The sequence below is a fragment of the Paenalcaligenes hermetiae genome (assembly GCF_039543645.1).
GTDB classification, from domain to species: domain Bacteria; phylum Pseudomonadota; class Gammaproteobacteria; order Burkholderiales; family Burkholderiaceae_B; genus Paenalcaligenes; species Paenalcaligenes hermetiae.
Map to the genome: position 1 here is coordinate 91,130 of NZ_BAABKD010000011.1, position 19,091 is coordinate 110,220.

A 19,091-nucleotide genomic window follows, 5' to 3' on the forward strand; every position below is an offset into this window, starting at 1 on the left:
TGTTGTGATTACGACTTCAAACCTAACTATCCAATTTGGACCCAAACCCTTATTCGAAAATGTAAATGCCAAATTTGGAGGGGGCAATCGTTACGGCCTTATCGGAGCAAATGGCTCGGGAAAATCCACTCTCATGAAAATCATTGGTGGCGATTTGGAGCCCACAGCCGGTAGTGTGACGTTAGATCCAGGCATGCGCTTAGGTAAGCTGCGCCAAGATCAGTTTGCCTTTGAGACGCATACTGTATTAGATGTGGTGATGATGGGACATACGGAAATGTGGCAGGCCATGACGGAGCGCGATGCCATTTATGCGGATATGGAGGCCACCGAAGACGATTATATGCGGGCGGCAGAACTAGAAAGCTTATTCGCGGAATACGATGGTTACACCGCACAGGCACGAGCTGGAGAATTACTTTTAGGTCTGGAGATCCCCACCGAGCAGCATCATTTATTGATGAGTGAATTAGCCCCGGGCTGGAAGTTGCGGGTATTGTTAGCGCAAGCATTGTTTTCTAATCCTGATGTACTGCTGCTTGATGAGCCCACTAACAACTTGGATATTAATACGATTCGTTGGCTCGAAGAAACCTTAAATAGTTATGACAGTACGATGATTATTATTAGTCATGACCGTCACTTTTTAAACCAAGTGTGTACACATATGGCTGACTTGGATTATGGTGAGCTGCGTATCTATCCGGGTAACTATGATGATTATATGTTGGCCTCGGCGCAAGCACGGGAACGTTTGTTACATGCAAATGCCAAAGCCAAAGAACGCATTAGTGAACTGCAAGATTTTGTACGACGTTTTTCAGCCAACAAATCTAAGGCGCGTCAGGCAACCTCGCGCATTAAACAAATTGATCGTATTAAGTCAGAAACGGTTGAGGTCAAACCCTCTTCTCGCCAAAACCCCTATATTCGGTTTGAACAAGCTAAGCCGTTGCATCGGTTAGCTGTGAGCACAGAAGCCCTGAGCAAAGCTTATGACCGTCCTATTATTGATCAGCTGAATCTTACGATAGAGGCAGGCGAGCGTATTGCTATTGTTGGTGCGAATGGCGTAGGTAAAACAACATTATTACGCTTATTGTATGGGGATCTTGCTCCGGATGCGGGGAAAGTAACATGGGCTGAGAACGCTGACATTGGTTATATGGCGCAAGACGTCTCCGATGCTTTTACCCAGGACAGTAACCTTTTTGATTGGCTACTTGATTATCGCCAGCCTGGGGATGATGATCAGGCCTTACGTTCGGTACTAGGGCGTTTGTTATTTTCTAGCGATGATATTAAAAAATCCGTAAAAGTATTATCTGGCGGAGAAAAAAACCGTTTAAGTTTTGGTCGGTTAATGCTATCTCGGCATAATGTGCTCATGCTAGATGAGCCCACTAACCATTTAGATATGGAGTCTATCGAGTCCTTACAAATGGCGTTAGAAAAATATGCGGGCACTTTAATTTTTGTATCGCATGACCGTGAGTTTGTCTCTGGTGTTGCTACACGAATTATTGAAATTTTCCCCAATGGTAAACTGGTGGATTATGTCGGTGCTTATGACGACTACTTAGCTTATCGGGATAGCCAAACAACAGTGTAACCATGCTTTATCAATTAGACGATATTTACCACTACGAAGAAGACATTAAAAAAAGCCGGTTTTTAGCGATCGCTGCGCCAGTACAGAGCGCAAGCGACGCCATGGCTTTTTTAGAGCAGCACAGTGTGCCTGATGCGACCCATAACTGCTGGGCATATAAAATCGGTGATGAGTATCGTTTTAATGATGATGGCGAGCCAGGGGGGACGGCAGGGCGTCCTATGCTCCAGGCCATAGAGGGACAAAGCTGCGATCGAGTAGTGGTACTGGTGATTCGTTGGTTTGGCGGTGTTAAGCTGGGTACGGGTGGATTGGTACGTGCTTATGGGGGCGTGGCCGCGTCGTGTTTGCGTTTAGCACCTAAAAGCCCTATTGTGCCGCTGCAAACGGTGCTGTGTTCATGTGAATACAGCGATAGTGATCTGGTGCGCTCCCGCTTTGCTCAGTATCAAGCCCAAGTGCTAGCCGAGCAGTTTGGAGCAACGGGGGTTGAGTGGCATTTGGCTTTACCCTTGGATCAGGTCGAGGCTTTTGAACAAGCGTTTACTAATCTGACACGAGGCCAAGGCTTTTGGTCTAAACAAGAGCAGACGGATAGTCAGTCTTTAGAGTAAAAAATACCCCGCTGTACAAGCGGGGTATGTATGCGGGAAAATTAGGCCTGGTTATTTTGTTGGGCCGCGATTTCCGCGTGGACTTCTTCCATATTGACCGCTTTGACCTGGGTAATGAGCTCTTCAAGCTGCGATTCTGCCAAAGCACCGGAGTGTTGGAACAACAGGACTTTTTCGCGGAATACCATGATAGTAGGGATAGAGCGGATGCGCATGGCGGCGGCTAGGTCTTGCTCTTCTTCCGTGTTGACTTTAGCAAAAGTCATATCAGGGTGCTTAGCGGCGACGGCTTCGTAAGTAGGGCCAAACTGCTGACATGGACCACACCAAGGGGCCCAAAAATCAATGATTAAAGGTTTGTCGCTATCAATGGCCGCTTGGAAGGTGTCTTGAGTAAGATCTACGGTGCTCATAATTCTTCCTTAAATGAAAAAGCGGCTATTAATATAGCCGCTTTATAATTGGTAGTTATAACTATGTTATATCTGTAGTGTAACGCGTTTTCAAAATAAAAAAACCCCTTAATCCGGAAAAAATGCGTATTTCACAATAAATAACCCTGCCACAATTGCCGTTGCGGGATGAATATCGCGGATTTTTCCTGTGCTTAGTTTAATCACTACATAGCTAATAAAACCAAAAGCCAGTCCGTTGGCAATGGAGTAGGTAAATGGCATGGTCAGAGCCGCTAGCGCAGCGGGGGCGGCTTCCGTCATGTCATTCCAGTTGATTTCAGCCACTTCGCGCAGCATTAGCCCAGCCACATAAAGTAATGCCGGCGCGGTTGCGTAGGCGGGAACCATTTTTGCTAAGGGTGAAAAAAACAACGCTAATAAGAAACAAGCGGCAACCGTTAGCGCAGTCAGCCCTGTGCGGCCACCGGCTTGTACGCCAGAGGCGCTTTCTACATAGGCGGTGGTGCTACTGGTGCCGATTAGAGAGCCCGCAACGATGGCTGTACTGTCTGCAAACAAGGCTCGGCCTAAGCGGCCGGGATTGTCGTCGGTAATGAGGTTGGCCCGTTTAGCAACGCCGAGCATGGTGCCAGTGGCATCGAATACCTCGACCAATACTAAGACTAAAATCACATGAGCAAGCCCCATGTGCAACGCACCGATAATATCTAGCTGCATAAACGTGGGCGCAATGCTTGGGGGCATAGAGAAAATGCCCTGATAATCATTATGGCCTGTTAGTGTGGCAAGAGCGGTAACGGTTAAAATACCAATTAAGATCGCCCCCCGTATTTTAAGGGCATCCAGTGCGGTGATGATAAAAAACCCCAAGATAGCAAACAGGGCGCTTGGTTGGGTTAGATCTCCAATACCGATTTTTGTGGCAGGGTGGTCGACAACGATGCCTGCATTCATCATGGCAATAATGCCTAGGAATAGGCCAATACCTGCCGCAATCGCTGCGCGTAAGGAGCGAGGGATCCCCTCAATAATCCAAGAGCGTATACCGGTGGCAGTCAGTAATAGAAAAATCACCCCAGAGATAAAAACAGCCCCTAGTGCTTGTTGCCAGCTATAACCGAGTGCAGCAACCACAGTAAAAGCAAAAAAAGCGTTCAACCCCATGCCTGGCGCCATGCCAATGGGCCAGTTTGCTACAAAGGCCATAATCAGTGTACCGACTACGGCGGCTAAACACGTCGCAACAAACACCGCCCCATGGTCCATACCGGTGCTCGATAAAATACTTGGGTTCACGATAATAATATAAGACATGGTCAGGAAGGTGGTGATTCCTGCCATGATCTCCGTTTTGGTAGTGGTACCATGTTCGCTTAGCTTAAATAGGCGCTCAAACATAAGGTTTCCTGTGGATAAAAGTCGTAAAATAGATAATTATGCGATTTTATGCTGATTTGCGCGAAGGCGCTATGGCAACAACTAGAAATAAATTATGAAAATACTTGGATACGAGAGTTCTTGCGACGAAACCGGTGTCGCGATAGTGTGTACAGAAAAAGGCTTGATCGCGCATGGCTTACATAGTCAAATTGCCATGCATCGCGCCTACGGTGGTGTTGTGCCAGAGCTGGCCTCACGGGATCATATTCGGCGCGTTTTACCTTTAACCAAAGAAGTACTCGCACAGGCAGGGATGACTCTAGAGGACATTGATGCCATTGCGTATACGGCAGGTCCTGGGCTAAATGGGGCTCTGTTGGTGGGGGCGAGCTTTGCTTGTGCTTTAGCGTGGTCCAGAGGTATTCCTACATTACCCATTCATCATCTCGAGGGCCATTTGCTTTCTCCATTATTGGCCGATCCGGCGCCTGATTTTCCCTTTGTTGCGTTATTGGTGTCAGGTGGCCATACCCAAATCATGCAAGTGGACGGGGTTGGGCAGTATCAGCTATTGGGCGAGACCTTGGATGATGCGGCGGGCGAAGCCTTTGATAAAAGTGCGAAATTACTGGGTTTACCATATCCTGGTGGGCCAGCCTTATCGGCTCTAGCTGAAAAAGGCAATGTGGAGCGTTTTCAGCTGCCACGCCCTATGCTGCACAGCGGGGATTTAGACTTTAGTTTTAGTGGGCTTAAAACGGCTGTTTTAACGACTTTACGTAAATTAGAAGCGGAATCATCCGTAATAACGGAGCAAGATAGAGCGGACTTAGCTGCTGCTACACAGGCCGCGATTGTCGATGTATTGGCGATCAAGTCACTTCGAGCCCTAAAGCAAAGCGGGTTAAAACGCTTAGTGGTTGCTGGGGGAGTAGGAGCGAATCGTTTATTGCGTCGTCAGTTAGAAATCGAATCTGAAAAAATGGGTGCTCAGGTGTATTTCCCACCAGTGAGCCTATGTACGGATAATGGGGCAATGATTGCTTTTGCTGCGGCAATGCGTGTTAAGTCTGGCGTACAGCAGCCGGACATATCCTCCAGTTTTAAGGTGAAGCCGCGTTGGGATCTAGAGGATGTAACACATTAACGGAATGCTTGGCTTGTTTTATTTGGTTTTTTGGCCAATACGGCTTTCTGTACCTAGTAATAGGCGGCTGATATTGGCTTGATGGCGCCAAAGCAGCAACAAACTAAGCACCCCTACACAAAGGGCAAGATTTTTATCCATGGGCCACAAGCTACCTGCACCTAAGAAATAATAAGCGGGGGCTAATATGGCTGCGATAATAGCAGATAGGGATGAGTAACGTGTGGCATAGGCGACCAAGAGCCAGGTTAAAGCGCAAGCAAGCGCTAAGGCTGGTTGGATAGCAATTAAAATACCGATTGCCGTAGCGACGCCTTTACCGCCTTTAAACCCTAGGGTAAATGGGAAAACATGCCCTAAAAATGCAGCGATAGCACTGGCGGCGACGACAAGGGTGTTGAGTTCAAAACTGTGGCTGACCCATTGCGCTAACCACACTGCAGCGCTGCCTTTTAATAAATCACCTATAAGCGTTAGGGCAGCAGCAAGTTTATTCCCTGAGCGTAATACATTGGTCGCCCCTGGGTTATTTGAACCAAATGTACGGGGGTCGGCTAAACTCATTAAGCGGCTTACAATCACTGCAAAAGGTAAAGAGCCCAATCCATAGGCAGCCACAACAGTAGCCAAAGCAATAATCCAAAGCATGAAGCATCCCTGTATAAGAAAGTGGGGCAATTCTACTTGATGCCCTCAATTCTACAAAGCAAAACAGGTACAATGGTGACGTTTTGCAATCTTAATGAGCAATTATATGAAAATTCTTATCGCTAATGATGATGGTTATACAGCAAAAGGGATTCAAGCCCTTTATGATGCATTGGTTGGCTTAGGGGAACTAACGGTGATTGCTCCAGAAAGCAATTGCAGTGGTTCATCCAACTCGCTCACACTGAACCGTCCTCTTTCTGTACAGCAGGCGCATAATGGTTTTTATTATGTCAATGGTACGCCCTCTGATTGTATTCATATCGCCTTAACTGGACTATTGGATTTTAAGCCGGATCTGATTGTGTCAGGCATCAATAATGGTGCCAATATGGGGGACGATACTTTATATTCAGGAACAGTGGCCGCAGCAATGGAGGGGCATTTGTTTGGAATACCAGCCATTGCTTTTTCATTAGTAGAAAAAGGGTGGCCGCACTTAGATACCGCAGCGCGGGTCGCCAAAGAGGTAGTGCAGCGGGCTATTCAACAGCCCTTAGGTACAGGAACACTGCTAAATGTGAATATTCCTGCTGTTCCCTATGATGCATTAAAAGGCTATCAAGTAACTCGTCTTGGTAAGCGCCATCCATCCGAACCCGTGATTAAAAGTAGCACTCCCTATGGGGAGCCTATCTATTGGATTGGTCCAGCGGGTCAAGCTTTAGATGCAGCCAAAGATACGGATTTTGGTGCAACACAAAATCTACAAGTTTCTATTAGCCCATTGCGTTTTGATCTTACCCATCACGAGCAATTAAACCAAATAGAAAATTGGGTTAATGCCTAATGCCTTCTTATCGTGGTTATGACCTATTCTGGAACAAAGAATCGTTTCGGCCAGTCTCGATTGGATGATGGAAAAAGTATTGTGTGTAGCAATACGCGGCTTGATTTACCCCAATCAAAGCAAAGTCAGGCTGTGAAGGCATTGCAACTGCTAACAAGCGTTAATTTAGGTTTGAATTCAGAGCGGGCTCGTGGCATGATGATCGAGCGCTTGCGCGCGCAAGGTATTGAATATGAGCCGGTCTTAGCGGCGATGCAGCAAGTTCCTCGCCATATTTTTGTAGATCAGGGTTTAGCGAGTCGAGCATATGAAAACAATGCGCTACCCATTGGTTATGGTCAAACTATTTCACAGCCGTTCATTGTTGCGCGAATGATCGCCTTGGCCTGCTATCCCTCTAAACCGCAACGGGTGTTAGAAATAGGAGCAGGCTGTGGTTATCAGGCAGCGGTATTGGCTCAAATGATTGAAACGGTTCATACCATTGAGCGCATTTATCCGCTTTATCAAATGGCACAGCGCTATTTAGAAGCATTAGGCTTAAAGGATCGAGTTCGTTTAAAATTTGGTGATGGTCAGTTAGGTTGGGAGCAGGCCGCACCTTTTGATGCCATTATTATTGCAGCTGCCGGCAAAACAATACCACAAAACTTATTACATCAGTTGGCTATTGGTGGGCGTCTGATCGCTCCTATTGGTACAACAGAACAACGCTTAGCTTATATTCAGCGCACGGCTCCAAATCATTGGCAAAAGCATGAGCTTGAAGCGGTGCGTTTTGTTCCTCTAAAATCTGGAATACAAATTTAACTCAGGAGAGCAATATGCAGCAAACCGGCACGATCCTGTCATCCGTTGCCATGTCGTCGGTTATTCAACGTCCTTTTCATTGGGTATTGACAGGCTCGTTGGTGATGTCGATGGTGCTGGCCGGTTGTAGTACGAATACACCGGCACCGATTACCGATATTCATAGTTCAACGCCCAGTGCCCCTGTGCCTACTGTGAGTGGACAAAGCTATACCGTGCAACCGGGGGACACGCTTTTTAAAATTGCTCAGCAGCATGGCACAACCGTTCAAGCCGTTGCGAATGCGAATGGTATTACAGACCCTTCTCAATTACGAGTAGGGCAGGTTTTGCAAATTAACGGGGGCTCTTCTGCTGTGGCGGTAGCACCTGCTCCTGTTACAAGCCCAACTACGACTCCTGTAGAAACACCAGCGACGCCGCCCAAAACCGAAACCACACCGGCGTCTTCCGTTAATACAAGTAGTCCGCGAGCCAGCGATGCGAATGTCATCAACTGGGGTTGGCCAGCTAATGGACCGATTATTCAAGGGTTTACAGCGAACACCAAAGGTATTGACATCGAGGGTGCAATTGGGGATCCAGTGGTCGCCGCAGCAGATGGTAAGGTCATGTATGCAGGCAATGGTGTACGTGGCTTAGGTAATTTGATCTTATTGGGACACACTAACGGTTTTATTACTGCTTATGCCCACAATGACACGTTGTTGGTGAAAACAGGACAAGAAATTAAAAAAGGGGAAAAAATCGCTACTTTAGGTCAAAGCGATACCACCTCGCCGCGTTTACACTTTGAGATTCGCCGACGTGGAACACCCATCAACCCTCTTTCCTATTTACCCTCACGTTAATTTTTTGTAGCGCGTAACATGAGCTATTTATTAGAAATTGAATCGTTAGACTTAGAAGGCCGCGGTGTAGCTCACCATAATGGCAAAGTTGTGTTTGTAGATGGCGCGTTGCCCGGCGAATTAGTCAGAGCTCAGGTAACGCGCCAAAAAACCAATTATGACCGGGCTAAGCTCTTGGAGGTCATACGACCCTCCTCGCAGCGGGTTGAGCCCCCGTGTCCTTCTTTTGGTATTTGTGGTGGCTGTGTGATGCAGCATCTAGAGCCTGCTGCCCAGGTAGCTATTAAACAACGTGCTCTTGAGGACGCTTTTACGCATATCGGCAAGGTCAAGCCCAAACAAATGCTCGCTGCTATGCATGGCCCATACTTTGGTTATCGCTATCGCGCCCGTTTTTCTGCTCGGTTTGTACAGAAAAAAGGGGGGATGCTGGTTGGCTTTAGGGAACGCAATAGCAGCTATGTCATGGACATGGATCAGTGCTTGGTCGTGCCTGCCGCCGTTTCTGATCTGTTGCGTCCTTTACGCGATATGTTGGGAACGCTATCGCGTCCAGATCGTATCCCACAAATTGAGTTGGCTGTGGGGGATGCCTGTATGGTGCTTACGCTGCGCCATTTAGAACCCTTAACCGATACGGATATTCAAACGTTATTACAGTTTGGGCAAACTTATCAGGTGAGCTGGTGGCTGCAGCCCAAAGGGCCAGATTCAGTACATCCATTAGTGCCAGAAGACGTGGACAGGCTTTATTATGATTTGCCTGACTATGACTTGCGCATGCCTTTTAAGCCCACGGATTTCACACAAGTAAACCACCAAATTAACCGCGAGCTAATTCGTCGTGCTTTACGCCTGTTAGCCATAGAGCCTACAGACCGTGTTGCGGATTTGTTCTGTGGTTTAGGGAACTTTAGTTTACCCATGGCACGTTTTGCTAAAGAGGTGGTGGGCATCGAGGGCAGTACGGCACTTACAGAGCGAGCCACAGAAGCGGCTGCACGTCATGACCTAGACCATAAAACCCAATTTAGTACGCTGAACTTATTCGAGGTGGATCAGAGCTGGTTGCGTGAATTAGGTTATTTTGACCGGGTGTTGATAGATCCCCCTCGTGATGGCGCGTTGGCAGTTGCTAAGGCTTATTCTGCTTTATCGTTGCAAGAGCGTCCTAAACGTATTGTGTATGTTTCCTGTAACCCAGCCACGTTGGCACGAGATGCAGGCATATTGGTGCATGTGGGTGGGTATGAGCTACAAGCAGCTGGTGTGATTAATATGTTTCCTCATACTGGTCATATTGAGTCAATCGCTGTGTTTGAAGCAGGGCAGACAGGGCCTTTAAAAACCACAATTGAAGACGATACCACTCTTATGAACGATTAATTTTTATTAATTCAGGAGACGGCTTGTGAGCGCGACACGCTCTGTTTTGGATGCTCGCGCTATGGGGGGCATGGCGTTAATTTGCTTTATTTGGGCGCTGGCACAAATAGCGATTAAATATAATGCCACCGCTATGTCCCCCATTTTGCAGATTGGGATTCGCTCTGGGGGCGCCGCTGTGTTGACAGTTTTACTGGTGCTCCTTCAGGGCAAGCCATTACTGACGGTACGCAAAGGGTGGCTGCCGGGCCTAGTGATTGGCTTGTTATTTAGTGGCGAGTTTTTCTTAATGGGAGAGGCATTGCGTTATACCTCTGCTTCTCATGTGTCTATTTTTCTTTATACTGCTCCGATTTTTGCTGCATTAGGTTTGCATCTGACTTCTGCTCAGGAACGCTTACAAGGCGTTCAGTGGGTGGGGGTTTTTTTAGCCTTTTTAGGTATAGCAATTAGCTTTTTAGGTAGGGACGGTAGCCAAAATACCGCTTTGAATCCCAATATGTTGTTTGGTGATATGTTAGCCATTTTGGGTGGGGCCGTGTGGGGGGCTACGACGGTAGTGGTGCGTAGCTCTCGACTAAATGACGCACCAGCGACAGAGACCTTGTTTTATCAGCTTGTGGTTGCTGCCGTGGTATTAACAGGGGCGGCGTATGTTTTTGAGCAAGATACCGTGCATTGGGATAGCCTATTAGTAGTGAATTTAGGCTTTCAGATTTTTGTGGTGTCTTTTTTAAGCCTGCTATTATGGTTTTGGCTGTTACGTCATTATTTGGCATCGCGCTTAGGAGTATTGTCTTTTTTAACCCCTTTGTTTGCTGTAATACTAGGTGTGGTTTTACTGGGAGAGCGTGTGGATGCCTTTTTTGCTATTGGTGCGGTGTGTGTGGTGTTGGGTATTGTGTTAGTTAACCGCACCGTTAAATCCGCCGATCGTTAAGTGTTTTGTATTTCCTTATCAGACACCAAGCGCGGCCGCTGCGGAGCTAAAGGGGGCAGGCCCAAGGATAAACGCAGCTTTTGACAAGCTTCTCCGGCAAGCTCTCCGCTATAAAATGAAACTCGATAATGGGCGCAACATGCCCCACAGCTTAAACAAGGATTAAAGCTGGTCATTGTCGTCGTGTCATTATGAAGTTAAAAAACTAGAATGAGGTTTGCATACTCAGATAAATTACGTTACGCTTTATGCGGGTATTTGTCTAGCATGGGGTTAGGAAAATAGATAACGCATAAGTCGGGCCGCTTATGCACTTGTATTCTAAAGAGATGATGAAAAAACACACCTCTTCTATTCCTCTTGGCCATCGCATCAGTCAGTCCGTTTCGGAACAAGTCTCCCGTTTAGTTCATATCGAAGCCTTTGGTGGCGTTGTCTTAATTTTGGCTGCTATAGTGGCTTTGATTTGGGCAAACTCGCCTTATGCACAGTCTTATCATGACTTTTGGACTCAAACGGTAGGTTTTCAGCTGGGCGATTGGGCCATGTCCAACAGTCTGCATTTTTGGGTTAATGATGCCCTGATGACGATTTTCTTCTTAGCCGTCGGTATGGAAATTCGTCGGGAAATTCATCAGGGGGCGCTATCTGACTTACGACAAGCCGCGCTTCCTTTAGCGGCCGCAGCTGGTGGGGTGATTGTGCCGGCGCTTGTGTATGTGGCGCTAAACTCTGACCCTACGCTACGTGCAGGCTGGGCTGTACCCACAGCAACCGATATTGCGTTTGCGGTGGGGGTATTAGCCTTATTGGGCAAATCGATTCCTTCGAATGTACGTATTTTGCTGCTCGCCATTGCTATCATTGATGACATTGTGGCGGTGCTAATCATTGCTTTTTTCTACTCTGGCGGTTTGGACTATACGGGTTTTTGGTATGTGTTGCTGGGCGTGGTGTTAGTGATCGCTTGGCAGCGTTTAGGTATTGCTTCTGCTTATGCTTATATTTTACCCGGGGCCATTTTATGGTTTGGGGTATTAAAAACGGGAGCGCACCCTACATTAGCTGGGGTGATTTTGGGGCTTATGACCCCCGTTTATGCGCGTCCTTTACCCGCTGATCCGTTAGAGCTTGTAGAAAAAAATCTACAGCAGTTGCGTCAACAAAGCCAAAAACCGGACACGGATGAAACCGTGCTATTGCAATCCATTGCGAATATTCGTCAGGCACAACGAGAACTGTTGCCTCCCGTAGCGCGTGTGCAAATGCAGCTTCATCCTTGGGTATCTTTTTTAGTGATGCCGATTTTTGCTTTGGCAAATGCTGGGGTTAGCTTTCAGGGCATTGATATTTCCAGTGGGGGCGCGCAGACCGTTATGTTCGGTGTGGTCTTTGCTTTAGTATTAGGCAAACCGCTCGGGATTTTTATGGCATGCCGATTGGCAGTGTGGCTAAAAATTTGCCAATTACCAGAAGGGGTGAGCTGGTCTGGCGTTAGCCTCATTGGGGTATTGGCTGGTATTGGCTTTACGATGTCAATATTTATTGGCACGCTGGCCTTTAGTGATGAGGTCTTACTCGGTGCTGCTAAGCTGGGTGTGTTAACCGCTTCGTTGGTGGCTGCTGTACTCGGTTTGGTCTGGGGCGTGGTGTATACTCGACGTTTGCGTCAAATTTAACCGAGTTGGATTATGCCCTTCGTTGTAACAGAAGCTTGTATTCAGTGTAAGTATACGGATTGCGTCACCGTATGCCCCATGGACTGTTTTTTCGAAGGGCCAAATTTTCTTGTGATTCACCCAGACGAGTGCATCGACTGTTCTATCTGCGTGGCAGAGTGTCCAGTCGGTGCTATCGTGAATGCAGCAGAGATTACACCAGATCAAGCGGAGTTTATTGAAATCAATGCCCGCTTAGCCAATGATCCTAATTGGAAACGTATTCGTCGTGCTCAAGCCCCTTTGCCGGATCATGAGCAATGGGCGGGTGTTTTACCTAAAAAGCATTTATTGCGACACACCTAGGCGCTCTTGAATCCTTTGTCTGTTAATTTTTAAAGCTGCGGCTGTCGGTACCCAATCATTCCACATATAAGCGGGAATATCCGCATACGTCTCAAATAAGGAATCCGTGAACTGGGGTTGATAGCCGCGCTTTTGCATTTCGTGTACAAGCTGTGCTTGGCGTTTAGCTAAATAGCTCAAGCGCGTATAAAAAAATAAAACATGTCCTTTGCCTAGGGTGTAGTCTTTTGGTCCGTCTTTGGCCTGAAAGCCCCGTTGGGCCGCTTTGCGTGCGAGCTTAAATACGCGTGGAAGCTCACGATATTCGGCTATGAGATGTGCACGAGTGAGCTCGTTTACAGGAATGCAGTTAATTCGGGTCATGTTTTTAATAAACGTATTACAATCAGGACTTGTTTGCGTATTTTAGGTTGTTATTTATGTTGTGGATAGTGATTGTCATCGCCTTGTCTTCTATTTGGTTGATGATTAAAGGGGGTGGCTTATATTTTCGAGATAATGATAGTGCTGAATACGCGCCGATTAAGCGTAAGGGCTTTTATTACATAGCGGTAGGGGCGAGTTTGATGTTAGGCTTAGCCTTTTGGAATGAATTCGTTTATAAGCGCTCACAATCAGCACTAGATCGTGAGGAAAAACGCATTGCGGCCATTTGCACCGATGTGGTAAAGGCGTTTAATAAAACCAAAGAGCCTATCGAAGCGTCGATGACAGAAATGAAGTCTGTGCAGTTCCCGTTTTTACCTAAAGCAAGCTCTAAAGCCATTGGTCAATGTCAGTTTGTGATTCAAGCTACGGTAGAAGCTACCTATCGATCAGGTGGTACGCACAAAAAAACCTACGAGGCACAGGTTGAGTTTGATCGAACGCATGAGACTTGGCACTTACGCGATATAAAATGGCTAGATGATTAAACTTTTTCTTATATAACTTTTTTCTAACCTTATTGCGGAAAACTATTAAAATGAACACTCATAATCTATTTGATCGCAGCAAAGGTACTTGGTTTAAAGCAGAGGATTGGGAGACATTAACCACGGGTTTACCTGTGTACCGTGGGTTTTCACGTCCTCTTACCGAAGACAAAATGACGATTTATGCTCCAGTGAATCGTCAGCCCAAAAATATTCCAGTGCCCGCACACCATCGTATTGATGCCTGGTTTACACAACAGTTTGGTATCCCATTTAGATCACGTGCGGTTTATGGTACGGGTAGCCTAGACAAAGCCCAAGAGCATGCCGGCGAGGCAGGCGAGGTCGCTTTGATCCGCCCGAATGGGGATTTTTCCTTCTGCTGGAGTCCTAATTGTTATGATTTATATGGCGAATATGCGATGTTAGATTCTGATGAGCAGATTGAAGCCATGCTAGAAAAACTCGCTTTTCGTGCCGAAGCCCTTGAGCAAGCGATTATGTCCGGTTATGAAATCATGTTAGCCGCCGACTCTTTTACTGTAGAGCGGGTTTGTACGATTTAATACAATCCGAGCAAAGATAAAAAAAGCCCACGATGAAAGTGGGCTAATTTTTTATGCGGAGCAAGATAGACATTCGTCAGGAACAACAACACCGCTCTTAGAGTAGAAGTAGTATTGGCTAAGGATGTTTTCATCCAAAAAGGCCATGGTGATGAGTTCCGCAATTTGGTCTTCGGAGCCTTCTTCGGCGACAAAAAAGTTCAAGGACTGACCTTGGCACGTGTATTTCTGGCGTTGGGAAGCGTGACGCAAGATGATTTTTTGCTCAATTTCATAAGCATTCATAAAGACTTGCTTTTCTTCGGGTGTGAGCCAATCCACGTGTTGTACGCTACCGATATGGTTAATGATGTCGCGAATGGTTTCCTCGTTGTAAACCCCTTTTTCTTTCATTTTTTCGTAGAACACAGGGGGGATACGGCGTAGTTCACCCACAGCCGAAGCCATATCAAAAACCATACCTGGATCAGGTGACCAGGACTCGCTCACACCACCCATTAGTAAGGCGGTGGATTTGGTAGGCGCATAAGCGGTACGGTGGGTATTGCGTACGCCATAGCCTTTACACCACTCTGGCTCGCCAAATTTTTCTGCTAACCATTTTGAAGCACGTAAAGATTCCTCTGAAATGTGTTTTGCCATTTCGTTAGAGAGGAACTGGGCTTCTAAGCTGGCAAAAGGGATGCCCTTAGATTGGAGATAGGTATGAAAACCCATAGCACCGAGGCCAATTGCACGCCCTTTGATGGTGAATTCACGCACCTTTTCTAAGCCAGGCACCCCTTTGCTGTTGCGGATAAAGTCTTCGCACAAGCAATCAAGGAATACGGTAGCAATAAATACGGAATCCGAATCTTTAATTTTATCCCAGTTGGCTAAGTTCATCGAAGCCAAAATGCAGGAATAAGTGTACTCCTCTGAGCTATGGAGCATGATCTCGGTACATAAGTTCGTGGCTTTAATATCTAGGCCGTGATCTTTGTACATCTGAGGGCGGTGTCGGTTAGCTTTATCGATAAAGAAGAAATAACCTTTACCTGTGACCAGTTTTACATACAGAGCCCGAGTAAATTTACGGTTAGCTTCAGGGTCACCATTTTTTAGGGCTTCGATAAAGCTATCGCGTACGGTCCAACCAAAGTTTTTACCGTCTGGGTCGCGCATGAGTAAATCGACGGCTTCGTCCCAGTCAGGGTGTTCGATATCCAAATAGCCGGCGACAGCACCACGACGATTACCGCCTTGGCTGATTTTAGAGGCGCAGGTAAAAAAATCTTCCATGACGGGCACAGGGCCGCTGGCTTCGCCACCAGCGGTGATCGGTGCGCCACGTGGACGAATGGAGCTAAAGTCAGCGCTGGTACCAAAACCGTTTTTTGATAGCAGTGCCATTTCTTTTAAGCCATCATAAAAAGACACAACGCTATCGCCAACAAATTGCCCAGAGCAAGAGACGTTCATGCCCCGATCGGTACCCGTGTTCGACAGAGCTGGGGTTGCGGGTGACAAAATGCCATTCCAAAGCTCATTGAAAAAGAGCTCTTCCCATTTGGCTTCCTCGCCAACCATATATTGCGCTAGAGTTTTGGCAATGGTGCGATGGCGACCCAAAACGGCTGGCTCGTCTTTGTATTGGTATTTTTCTTTGAAAAGCTGCCAGCCTTGGGTAATGTACCAAGGGGGGAGATGGCCAATTTCTTGCAAATGTTTGCGCTCGGCACTGAGCTGCTCAAACATTTGGATTTTTTCTTCGCTAATCCCCGACTCTTTAAAGGACATTTTCTACCTCTTTTCTGAATGTAAGCTTATAACGATCCCAGTTACGGCGGTATTGAATTTGTGTGCCCGCAAAAAAGTCAGGAACCTTAACCGTGTTTAATTGGTTATAGAACCAGCCGGAAATCAGCCCAGGTTCTTGATCAAACATTTTCGGCATCTCAAGGCGCTCCAACACAATATTGATACGATCGCGCACAAATTCGAGTAGTTCGTCTTTGGTGGTAACGCGGTTGCCGGGGATTTCAAACATCAGATCAATAATGCGGCTTTCGTGCAGATAAAGGACTTCGGCCATTTTCCAGATGGCTTCGCGCAGTTTACGGTCATCTTCGTCGGTGTGATAACCCAAAGCACGACGCTCGTGCTTGCATTCTTTGTGCAAAAAGCTCGAGGCAATAGAGTGGAAATTCTCGTCTTTGGCCGAGGCGTCAATACCGGAAACAAAATGTGGGATCAGGTTAAAACCGCGGCTGTTAAACCCTTTGAAAAACCCAAAGGCGGAATAGAGGACGACCCCTTCGAGCATGGCCAAAGCGGCGGTGACTTCGAGGGGACAATCGCTATCGGCATAGCTATCAATAAAAGCAATGCGTTCAGTGAGCACGGAATCGCGCTTCCATTGGGTATAGAACTCATCGGTGGAGTTGCCCATGACGACATTACCGATGTCATAGAAGGGCGCGTGGACGTGCAGCTCAACATCCGTAAACTTGGCGCACATACGCGCGATTTCTGGGCGAGGGAACATTTTGGGGATCTTGCCGCCCCAAAGGTTCTCGCCGCCTAACATCAGCTCGTATTGGGTCAAGATGGATTGCGCAGTAATAACACCATGACGTTCCGCCTCGTTTAGGTTGATTTTGAAATCTTGTTCGTCTTCTTCTACACCTAATTCTTCGGCAGTCCAATAGATATCCTGTTGGCCAATCGCCATTTCCGTTGCCCAAGGATACCTAGCCACGTAGGAATCCGTAGGGGTCTCTATTTGACTTTTGTAGATCATAAACTCCTAATCCTTTATCTGATTCATGGGCGCGGAGTTGTTGCTAATCGGTAGCGCAAAGGCTATAGACGACAGCAGTGCGTCCAAAGGGCGATACATCGCCCTAAGTTAAGTGGGTAATTCGGGTGGTTGGGCAGAATATCGCCCTAATTTTTAATTGGTATGACTGATGTTTTACACAGTATTTTTCACCTAAAAATACATGATGCAGTGGTTTAGCTTTGTGCACCAACACAATCAATACACATTGTTGTGAGGCAGAACGATGATACCGCTGGCTATTCTAGTACAACCATGCACAGCAAAAAAGCACAAAACAAGGGGGTTGATTATTTGTAAAAACAGCTCATTAAACGCAAGGCTTTGCTAGATCGGGCTTTGCCGTCATTTAACAAGTCGAGTCGTTGTTTAATGAGACGAAAAAACACGCTGTACTGTTGTTTTTAACGCATGATCTTTATACGGGGATAAATGCGTTAACCACAACATTTAGTGTTTTGCAGTAGTAATAATACGCCTAAGTAGTGGTTGCTTGCAAGTGCGCGGTGTTTTTAAGGTACGGAAAAATAGTGATGGATTGTGAAGCTACAGTTGAAAAATTTAAGCAAAAAAACACGGTTTTTGTTGGTATATAAAGGGCTTAGCAAGATGAGCTCAGGTGAATTATACGTATTGACACGCTGTGTCAGTTCGCAACTTGTTACATGTCTGTGGGGCAAAGAGCCACATTCTACCACTTCGTTTTTATTTAGGTCGAGCTCAACCTGTTTAGAAAATGATTATGATTCTCATTTGTGGTTATAATCGGGGCCAAATAGTAGGTCGCGTATCTTGCGGCTCGTCTCGCTTGAATGGGCGATAGTTGGGGTAACGATCAAAAAGGAAATCATGAATTTACGCACATTAAAAATGAAAAAAACGGTTGGTGTGGTAGTGTTGAGTCTGGCTGGGCTTGTGGGGTGTGTGTCGACAGCACCAGTGGCAATCACAGCGCAATATGCTGGTCAATCTATGACCTTACAAGCCCCCCCACAAAAAGTAGTTGTACAGGATTTGGCACTGTTAGATATTTTTCAGTCTTTAGCGATTCCTGTGGCTGGGGTGCCTAGTGCACGCTATCCACAGTTCCTTGCACAATATGAAGCGAATAGCTACGTTAAGACGGGCTCCTTGTTTGAGCCAGATGAGCAGGTCTTACGTGAGCTCAATCCTGATCTGATTGTTGTAGGGCGGCGCTCTTCCCGCGCTTTGGAAACAGTACAACAGCTGGCACCTACTGTCGATTTAAGCTTTGATCAAGAACATTTAGTGCAAAGCGTGAAACAAACGACTTGGCAACTAGGACAATGGTATGGCAAGAAACAACAAGCTGCGCATTATATTGAGCGGTTGGATACGCAACTGGCTGCTTTGCGCCAAACAACAGCACAAGCCGGTACAGGCTTATTACTGCTCACCACCAATAACAAGCTGATTGCTCAAGGGCCGCAGTCCCGCTATGGTGTGTTATTTAATGAATTTGGGGTGCAGCCAGCGCTTACGGATTTCCCCGAAGGCAAAGGGGTAGAGTTAAGCATCGAGGATATTGAGCGTATTAATCCAGATTGGATTTATGTGATTGATCGTGATGCAGCGGTAAACAAAGCGGATGCAATACCCGCACAACAGTTACTGAAGGCAGTGGCACACACCCAAGCCGAGCGCCAACCACAGCTCATTTATCTGGATCCCGCACACTGGTATTTATTAGATGGTGCCGGATTAGAGGCTTTGCTACAAAATATGCAGCAAATTCAAGTGGCTTTGCAGCACAGCAAATAATGTGTAGCGCCCCTAGTACCGTTAGGGGCGCGAATTTTTAATGCGCGGTTTGTTCTGACTGGCTGGTTTTATCCCCTAAAATCGCCGACGCTAAATGAATGGTTTTTTCCATGCGTAGCTTCATGGTGTCTTTGGCCACCCCAGTCAGTTGATAGCGGTTAGAAACCTCATCGGCAATAGCGTGTAATAGGGCAATGGTTTCCTTAGCATCATTGGTTTTCCCAGCAAAAAGGGCAATTTGAGCAGCGATGAGAGCTTGATCAGCAAAAGCAATGCCGAGTAATACCTGCTGGTCTTGATTGGAAATCGATTCTGACATGGGTGTCCTTT

General features: G+C 46.7%; 20 protein-coding genes and 1 pseudogene. 13 read left to right on the forward strand and 8 right to left on the reverse strand.

Features of this window, described 5'->3' with window-relative positions:
* Nucleotides 1–4 precede the first annotated feature (4 nt).
* Nucleotides 5–1,612, forward strand: a complete 1,608-nt coding sequence (locus ABD980_RS09575; RefSeq protein ID WP_345371328.1) for an ABC-F family ATPase — start codon at nucleotides 5–7, stop codon at nucleotides 1,610–1,612.
* Between the two features lie 2 nt (nucleotides 1,613–1,614).
* A complete protein-coding gene (locus ABD980_RS09580; protein WP_260648846.1) occupies nucleotides 1,615–2,226 on the forward strand; it encodes an IMPACT family protein in 612 nt (203 codons plus the stop codon).
* Between the two features lie 41 nt (nucleotides 2,227–2,267).
* Here the strand turns inward: ABD980_RS09580 and trxA are convergent, their stop codons facing one another.
* A complete protein-coding gene (trxA, locus tag ABD980_RS09585) occupies nucleotides 2,268–2,639 on the reverse strand; it encodes a thioredoxin (protein WP_260648845.1) in 372 nt (123 codons plus the stop codon).
* Between the two features lie 108 nt (nucleotides 2,640–2,747).
* Nucleotides 2,748–4,040: an NCS2 family permease gene (locus ABD980_RS09590; protein ID WP_300647085.1), complete on the reverse strand. Its 1,293-nt coding sequence runs from the start codon at nucleotides 4,038–4,040 to the stop codon at nucleotides 2,748–2,750.
* A gap of 94 nt (nucleotides 4,041–4,134) precedes the next feature.
* Between ABD980_RS09590 and tsaD the strand changes: the two genes are divergently transcribed.
* Complete coding sequence (gene tsaD / locus ABD980_RS09595; RefSeq protein ID WP_260648843.1) at nucleotides 4,135–5,169, forward strand: tRNA (adenosine(37)-N6)-threonylcarbamoyltransferase complex transferase subunit TsaD; 1,035 nt, start codon at nucleotides 4,135–4,137, stop codon at nucleotides 5,167–5,169.
* An 18-nt stretch (nucleotides 5,170–5,187) separates the two neighbouring features.
* Here tsaD and plsY read toward each other — a convergent pair whose 3' ends face one another.
* Nucleotides 5,188–5,817: a glycerol-3-phosphate 1-O-acyltransferase PlsY gene (plsY, locus tag ABD980_RS09600; RefSeq protein WP_345371333.1), complete on the reverse strand. Its 630-nt coding sequence runs from the start codon at nucleotides 5,815–5,817 to the stop codon at nucleotides 5,188–5,190.
* A gap of 106 nt (nucleotides 5,818–5,923) precedes the next feature.
* Here plsY and surE point away from each other — a divergent pair, with 106 nt between their 5' ends.
* Genes surE through ABD980_RS09625 form a run of 5 tightly spaced genes read left to right on the forward strand, consistent with a single transcriptional unit; the run spans nucleotide 5,924 to nucleotide 10,654 of the window.
* Nucleotides 5,924–6,667: a 5'/3'-nucleotidase SurE gene (surE, locus tag ABD980_RS09605; protein WP_345371335.1), complete on the forward strand. Its 744-nt coding sequence runs from the start codon at nucleotides 5,924–5,926 to the stop codon at nucleotides 6,665–6,667.
* 18 nt (nucleotides 6,668–6,685) lie between these two features.
* A complete protein-coding gene (locus ABD980_RS09610) occupies nucleotides 6,686–7,477 on the forward strand; it encodes a protein-L-isoaspartate(D-aspartate) O-methyltransferase (RefSeq protein ID WP_377536221.1) in 792 nt (263 codons plus the stop codon).
* A 14-nt stretch (nucleotides 7,478–7,491) separates the two neighbouring features.
* The gene (locus ABD980_RS09615) at nucleotides 7,492–8,328 is read left to right on the forward strand and encodes a peptidoglycan DD-metalloendopeptidase family protein (protein ID WP_300647080.1); all 837 of its coding nucleotides are present in this window, start codon (nucleotides 7,492–7,494) and stop codon (nucleotides 8,326–8,328) included.
* A gap of 18 nt (nucleotides 8,329–8,346) precedes the next feature.
* The gene (rlmD, locus tag ABD980_RS09620) at nucleotides 8,347–9,714 is read left to right on the forward strand and encodes a 23S rRNA (uracil(1939)-C(5))-methyltransferase RlmD (RefSeq protein WP_300647078.1); all 1,368 of its coding nucleotides are present in this window, start codon (nucleotides 8,347–8,349) and stop codon (nucleotides 9,712–9,714) included.
* Between the two features lie 25 nt (nucleotides 9,715–9,739).
* Nucleotides 9,740–10,654 (forward strand): DMT family transporter, encoded by a 915-nt coding sequence (locus tag ABD980_RS09625; protein ID WP_300647077.1) that lies wholly within the window; start codon nucleotides 9,740–9,742, stop codon nucleotides 10,652–10,654.
* Between the two features lie 89 nt (nucleotides 10,655–10,743).
* Here ABD980_RS09625 and ABD980_RS09630 read toward each other — a convergent pair.
* Nucleotides 10,744–10,830, reverse strand: a pseudogene (locus tag ABD980_RS09630) (YkgJ family cysteine cluster protein); the annotation flags it as partial.
* Between the two features lie 156 nt (nucleotides 10,831–10,986).
* On the opposite strand from ABD980_RS09630, the gene nhaA reads away from it, so the two are divergent.
* Nucleotides 10,987–12,333, forward strand: a complete 1,347-nt coding sequence (nhaA, locus tag ABD980_RS09635) for a Na+/H+ antiporter NhaA (RefSeq protein ID WP_300647108.1) — start codon at nucleotides 10,987–10,989, stop codon at nucleotides 12,331–12,333.
* Nucleotides 12,334–12,345: 12 nt separating this feature from the next.
* On the forward strand, nucleotides 12,346–12,678 hold the full coding sequence (gene fdxA, locus ABD980_RS09640; RefSeq protein ID WP_260648836.1) for a ferredoxin FdxA: 333 nt from the start codon (nucleotides 12,346–12,348) through the stop codon (nucleotides 12,676–12,678).
* On the opposite strand, the gene ABD980_RS09645 is transcribed toward fdxA, so the two are convergent.
* Nucleotides 12,661–13,041, reverse strand: a complete 381-nt coding sequence (locus ABD980_RS09645) for a pyrimidine dimer DNA glycosylase/endonuclease V (protein ID WP_300647074.1) — start codon at nucleotides 13,039–13,041, stop codon at nucleotides 12,661–12,663. The two genes, fdxA and ABD980_RS09645, sit on opposite strands and share 18 nt — an antisense overlap.
* A 56-nt stretch (nucleotides 13,042–13,097) precedes the next feature.
* Between ABD980_RS09645 and ABD980_RS09650 the strand changes: the two genes are divergently transcribed.
* A complete protein-coding gene (locus ABD980_RS09650) occupies nucleotides 13,098–13,592 on the forward strand; it encodes a hypothetical protein (RefSeq protein WP_345371342.1) in 495 nt (164 codons plus the stop codon).
* A 50-nt stretch (nucleotides 13,593–13,642) separates the two neighbouring features.
* Nucleotides 13,643–14,158 (forward strand): hypothetical protein, encoded by a 516-nt coding sequence (locus ABD980_RS09655; RefSeq protein WP_260648833.1) that lies wholly within the window; start codon nucleotides 13,643–13,645, stop codon nucleotides 14,156–14,158.
* Nucleotides 14,159–14,209: 51 nt separating this feature from the next.
* Here the strand turns inward: ABD980_RS09655 and ABD980_RS09660 are convergent, their stop codons facing one another.
* Together ABD980_RS09660 and ABD980_RS09665 are read right to left on the reverse strand one after the other, a co-directional pair.
* Nucleotides 14,210–15,937 carry a ribonucleotide reductase N-terminal alpha domain-containing protein gene (locus ABD980_RS09660; protein WP_300647071.1) on the reverse strand — a complete coding sequence of 576 codons (1,728 nt, stop codon included), beginning with the start codon at nucleotides 15,935–15,937 and terminating at the stop codon, nucleotides 14,210–14,212.
* Nucleotides 15,927–16,940 (reverse strand): ribonucleotide-diphosphate reductase subunit beta, encoded by a 1,014-nt coding sequence (locus ABD980_RS09665; protein WP_345371345.1) that lies wholly within the window; start codon nucleotides 16,938–16,940, stop codon nucleotides 15,927–15,929. Before ABD980_RS09665 ends, ABD980_RS09660 begins: the two co-directional genes overlap by 11 nt.
* 888 nt (nucleotides 16,941–17,828) lie before the next feature.
* On the opposite strand from ABD980_RS09665, the gene ABD980_RS09670 reads away from it, so the two are divergent.
* Nucleotides 17,829–18,761, forward strand: a complete 933-nt coding sequence (locus ABD980_RS09670) for a siderophore ABC transporter substrate-binding protein (RefSeq protein ID WP_345371347.1) — start codon at nucleotides 17,829–17,831, stop codon at nucleotides 18,759–18,761.
* A gap of 37 nt (nucleotides 18,762–18,798) precedes the next feature.
* Here ABD980_RS09670 and ABD980_RS09675 read toward each other — a convergent pair whose 3' ends face one another.
* Complete coding sequence (locus ABD980_RS09675) at nucleotides 18,799–19,080, reverse strand: hypothetical protein (protein WP_300647068.1); 282 nt, start codon at nucleotides 19,078–19,080, stop codon at nucleotides 18,799–18,801.
* Nucleotides 19,081–19,091 lie beyond the last annotated feature (11 nt).